The sequence below is a fragment of the Edaphobacter sp. HDX4 genome (genome assembly GCF_036877565.1).
In the GTDB taxonomy this organism is placed as follows: domain Bacteria; phylum Acidobacteriota; class Terriglobia; order Terriglobales; family Acidobacteriaceae; genus Edaphobacter.
Map to the genome: position 1 here is coordinate 1 of NZ_JAEDXW010000078.1, position 255 is coordinate 255.

Annotated in this window: 1 protein-coding gene; it reads right to left on the minus strand. The window is 56.9% G+C overall.

The window, feature by feature from the left end:
* Positions 1 to 33: 33 nt before the first annotated feature.
* A partial coding sequence (locus tag JAO29_RS23190) for a helix-turn-helix domain-containing protein (RefSeq protein WP_334270657.1) occupies positions 34 to 255 on the minus strand: 222 nt, incomplete at its 5' end.

Genomic DNA, 255 nt, shown 5'->3' on the forward strand with positions numbered 1-255 from the left:
ACCTGTTCCTGAGGAACGACGCTCATCCTTATCTCAGCTTCGCGGCTTTTGTATGTTCCTGTTTTGTTGGGTGTATGCGTCGATGATCGAGGCGACGAGCCCGGGGAAGCGTCCATTGATCTCGGCGCAGCGCGAGGTGTTGTGCATCTCGACACCTTTGCGCTCGGCTCGAATGAGTCCGGATTCGCGAAGCACCTTGAAGTGCTGGGAGAGGGTGGACTTAGGGATGGGGCGATCGATGATGTCCTGAAACGC